This window comes from Streptomyces malaysiensis subsp. samsunensis (assembly GCF_024519315.1).
GTDB classification, from domain to species: domain Bacteria; phylum Actinomycetota; class Actinomycetes; order Streptomycetales; family Streptomycetaceae; genus Streptomyces; species Streptomyces malaysiensis.
The window spans coordinates 1-4,590 of sequence record NZ_JANIIC010000159.1; the positions used below are offsets into that span (position 1 = coordinate 1).

Sequence of the window (4,590 nt, forward strand, 5' to 3'; positions counted from 1 at the left end):
GATCCGAATTCCGTTTCCAGTGGCCGTTGGAGGGGCCTTGCCTTTCGGCGTGTTTTTGACTTTAGCAGACACACATCCGCGGAACCTAATCGGCTTCGCGTGATGCCTACGGGGTGTCAAAGGTGCTCCGTTTGGATTTCCATCCAGTCTGCGGAGCGGTTCAGGTGCGACGTTCATTGGTGGGCAGACCCTGCTCACCACAACCGTTTAAACCTACCTCCCCGGATGACCCTGGTCAAGGACTCCGGGCAAGATTCTTTCTGCGGCACGGCCGGAGCGCTTGCGCCCTCCGTTCACCGCGACAGTCCAACGTACGCATCCGCGCTTCCCGGGTCAACAGATTCCCAAGAGATTCTAAACATCGCAGGTCAGAGCGGGTGGGATGGCCGTCAGGTCGCGAAGGACGACGGCGGGCTCTCCAGCTCCTCCAGCTCGATACCGGGAGCGGCGAGCACCACGTCCCCCGCGATGTGAACCCTCCGGACCTCTCCGGTGTCCATCTCGCTCACCTGGTACTCGTCCACGACGAGTGGGCCGGTGTCGGTGGCGTGCCCGGTTCTGTCGAGAAGTGCCCAGGACTGGTCCAGGGTGATCGGCGCGAGGACCGGATCGGTGAAGGCCACGAGGCGGACGCGGACGGCCCCGGCGCCCGGTTCCAGCCGTAGCAGGCGGGAGAGGGCGATCAGGAAGGCCGGGGAGGCACCGGTGAAGGAGTGGGCGCGGACGTTGCCCTCGGTCGCGTGCTCACCGGTGGGGTCCGTGCGGACCCAGGTGACCCCGTCCAGAGCCGCGCCCCTGACCTGCCAGCTCGCCGAGTGCAGCTCGACCCTGAGCGGTCGGCCGAGTTCGTCGAGGGTGAGGTCCACGGAGCCGGAATGATCCCCGGAGGGCGCGGTCCGCTGGGCGACGTAGCGCCATCCGCTGGGGCCCGGCGCGCACTGGAAGTGCTCTTCGCCCAGGGGGGTGTGATCGTGCGGGTCGTGGAGGGAGTAGCGGCCGCGGGGCATGGTGAGGTCCTTGACGAGCGTCGGGCCCGTCCGGCCGGATGGCGCGGACGGGCCCTGGGGCCCCCGCCGGGGCGGGGGCCGGGTCAGCGGCCGCCGACGGTGCGGTCGGCGGCGCCGCGATCAGCGGATGCGATCAGTAGCGGTAGTGGTCGGGCTTGTACGGGCCCTCGACCGGGACGCCGATGTAGGCGGCCTGCTCGGGCCGGAGCGTGGTCAGCTTCACCCCGAGCGCGTCCAGGTGGAGGCGGGCGACCTTCTCGTCCAGGTGCTTGGGGAGCACATAGACATCGGTCGGGTACGACTCCGGCTTGGTGAAGAGCTCGATCTGGGCGATGGTCTGGTTCGCGAAGGAGTTGGACATCACGAACGACGGGTGACCGGTCGCGTTGCCGAGGTTCAGCAGACGGCCCTCGGAGAGCACGATGATCTTCTTGCCGTCGGCGAAGGTCCAGGTGTGGACCTGCGGCTTGACCTCGTCCTTCACGATGCCCGGGACGGCGGCGAGCCCGGCCATGTCGATCTCGTTGTCGAAGTGGCCGATGTTCCCGACGATCGCCTGGTGCTTCATCTTGGCCATGTCAGCGGCCAGGATGATGTCCTTGTTGCCGGTGGTGGTGATGAAGATGTCGGCGGTCTCCACCACGTCGGCCAAGGTGGCGACCTGGTAGCCGTCCATCGCGGCCTGGAGCGCGCAGATCGGGTCGATCTCGGTGATGATCACCCGGGCGCCCTGGCCGCGCAGCGACTCGGCGCAGCCCTTGCCCACGTCGCCGTAGCCGCAGACGACCGCGACCTTGCCGCCGATCAGCACGTCGGTGGCGCGGTTGATGCCGTCGACGAGCGAGTGGCGGCAGCCGTACTTGTTGTCGAACTTGGACTTGGTCACCGCGTCGTTGACGTTGATCGCCGGGAAGAGCAGCGAGCCGTCCCGCTGCATCTCGTAGAGGCGGTGGACGCCGGTGGTGGTCTCCTCGGTGACTCCGCGGATCTCGGAGGCCAGCTGGGTCCACTTGCGCGGGTTCTCGGCGATGGTCCGGTTGAGCAGCTCGAGGATGACGCGGTGCTCGTCGTTCTCGGCGGTGGCGACGTCAGGGGCGGCGCCGGCCTTCTCGTACTCCACGCCCTTGTGGACGAGGAGGGTGGCGTCGCCACCGTCGTCCAGGATCATGTTGGGCCCGCCGGTGGGGGTGCCGGGCCAGGTCAGGGCCTGCTCCGTGCACCACCAGTACTCCTCCAGGGTCTCGCCCTTCCAGGCGAAGACCGGGATGCCCTGGGGGTTCTCCGCAGTGCCCTCCGGGCCGACGGCGATCGCGGCGGCGGCGTGGTCCTGGGTGGAGAAGATGTTGCAGGAGGCCCACCGGACCTGGGCGCCGAGGGCGACCAGGGTCTCGATCAGCACGGCGGTCTGCACCGTCATGTGCAGCGAGCCGGTGATACGGGCGCCGGCCAGCGGCTGCTGCTCGGCGTACTCCTTACGGATCGACATCAGGCCGGGCATCTCATGCTCGGCGAGAGTGATCTCCTTACGGCCGAAGGCAGCCAGGGAGAGGTCCGCGACCTTGAAGTCCTGACCGGAGACGGCTTTCGTCATGAGTGCTGCTCCTCCTCGATCGGGTGCGAGCGAGAGTGGTTCGGCTGGGCATGCGAGGCGCCGGGCAGGCACCCGCGCTTGCGGGCACACCTGTCCCCTTCTACCTCACAGTGCGCAGTCCGTCGGAGGCCCTCTCTCCCTCGGCCGACCCGGTGTGCGGGCCGCCCGACCGCCATCAGCAGCGACGTCTGGCTCGGTCACGAATCTACACCGATCGATGCGGCGAACCCCAGCCCCCATCGGCCATCTTCGGCCGTACGGTCATGACCAGCGGCGACGGCCGCGGCGCTTCCGGAGCCGGTGGCTCACCCCATCGCTTTGATCCCCGCCGGATGTATTGCACGATGCCGCGAGCGCGGGGACGCTGGCAGCTTCCCGCGCCCGCTCAACGCGTTGTAAGGAGAACCACGTGACCAGTCCAGCCGATCCCCCCAACGGTGCGGGGGCCAGCGGACCAGGGCTCAAGCTGCTTGCGGTGACCGCCTGTCCCACGGGCATCGCCCACACCTATATGGCCGCCGAGAAGCTGGCTCAGGCGGCGGAGTCGCTCGGCCACAGCATGAAGGTGGAGACCCAGGGCTCGATCGGGGCCGAGAATGTACTGTCTGACAACGATGTCAGTGAGGCGGACGGCATCATCATCGCCGCCGACAAGGATGTCGACCGCAGTCGTTTCGTCGGTAAGAGAGTCCTCGTCGCCGGGGTCGCCGATGGCATCCACCGGCCTGAGCGGCTGATCGAGCAGGTGCTTGACGCGCCGGTCTACGAGGGCGACCGCCAGGACGCCGGGCGCGGCGCCGCCTCGGCGGGTCGCGGTGGCGGTGGCGGTGGGGGTCGCGCGGGCGGTGGCGCGGGCGGTGGCGGCGGTAAGGGGCGCAGCGTCACCTATAAGGCGCTCATGAACGGCGTCTCGTACATGATCCCGTTCGTCGTGGTCGGCGGTCTGCTGATCGCGGTCTCGCTCGCCCTGGGCGGTGATACGACGCCCAAGGGCATCGTCATCCCCGACGACTCCTTCTGGAAGACGGTCAACGACATCGGGAGCATCGGCTTCGAGCTGATGATCCCGGCCCTGTCCGGCTATATCGCCTACGCCATCGCCGACCGGCCCGCGCTGGTGCCCGGCATGGTGGGCGGCTGGATCGCGGCGCACGGCGACCTGTACGACAGCGAGGCGGGCGCCGGGTTCATCGGGGCGATCGTCACCGGCTTCCTGGCCGGCTATCTGGTGCTGTGGATCAAGCGGATCAGGGTTCCGAAGTTCGTCCAGCCGATCATGCCGATCATCGTGATCCCGATCGTGGCGACGTCGGCGCTCGGCCTCTTCTTCATCTACGTCCTCGGCGAGCCGATCTCCTGGGTCTTCGAGAACCTCACCGACTGGCTCGGCGGGCTGACCGGTACCAGTGCGGCGCTGCTCGGCATCATCCTCGGGCTGATGATCGCGTTCGACATGGGCGGTCCGGTCAACAAGACCGCGTTCCTCTTCGGCGCCGGGCTGGTGTCCAAGAACCCCGAGGTCATGGGGGCGTGTGCGGCGGCCATTCCGGTTCCGCCGCTGGGCCAGGGGCTGGCCACGCTGCTGCGCCGCCGGATGTTCGACGACCAGGAGCGGGAGACCGGGCTCGCGGCGCTCTTCATGGGCTTCTTCGGCATCACCGAGGGCGCGATTCCGTTCGCCGCGGCGCGGCCGGCACGGGTGATCCCGGCGAACATGCTGGGCGGTGCGGTCGCCGGGGCGATAGCCGGGGTGGCGTCGGTCGAGGACAACGTGCCGCACGGCGGGCCGATCGTCGCGGTGCTCGGGGCGATTGGCGGGGTGCCGATGTTCTTTGTCGCGGTGGTTGGCGGTACGGCGGTTACGGCGCTGGTGACTATTGCGCTGATGTCGGTGGGTGGGGGGGGGGGGGGGGGGGCCGCCGGTGGCCGGGTGGCGTTCCTGTTCACGGGGCAGGGGAGTCAGCGGTTGGGGATGGGGCGTGAGTTGTACGA

The 4,590-nt window shown here is 68.5% G+C and carries 3 protein-coding genes; 1 reads left to right on the forward strand and 2 read right to left on the reverse strand.

Annotated elements, in window-relative coordinates; all coding sequences use genetic code 11:
- Positions 1–389: 389 nt before the first annotated feature.
- A complete protein-coding gene (locus NQU54_RS48045; RefSeq protein WP_257636568.1) occupies positions 390–1,007 on the reverse strand; it encodes a hypothetical protein in 618 nt (205 codons plus the stop codon).
- Between the two features lie 133 nt (positions 1,008–1,140).
- Entirely contained in the window at positions 1,141–2,598 is a 1,458-nt protein-coding gene (gene ahcY / locus NQU54_RS48050) for an adenosylhomocysteinase (protein ID WP_257636569.1), read from the reverse strand.
- Between the two features lie 409 nt (positions 2,599–3,007).
- Here ahcY and NQU54_RS48055 point away from each other — a divergent pair.
- Positions 3,008–4,590: PTS fructose transporter subunit IIC (locus NQU54_RS48055; protein ID WP_257636570.1), on the forward strand; the 1,583-nt coding region annotated here is incomplete at its 3' end.

Coding starts and splice junctions, on each gene's coding strand:
- NQU54_RS48045 (WP_257636568.1), bottom strand. CDS start 1,007: ATGCCCCGCGGCCGCTACTCCCTCCACGACCCGCACGATCACACCCCC.
- ahcY (WP_257636569.1), bottom strand. CDS start 2,598: ATGACGAAAGCCGTCTCCGGTCAGGACTTCAAGGTCGCGGACCTCTCC.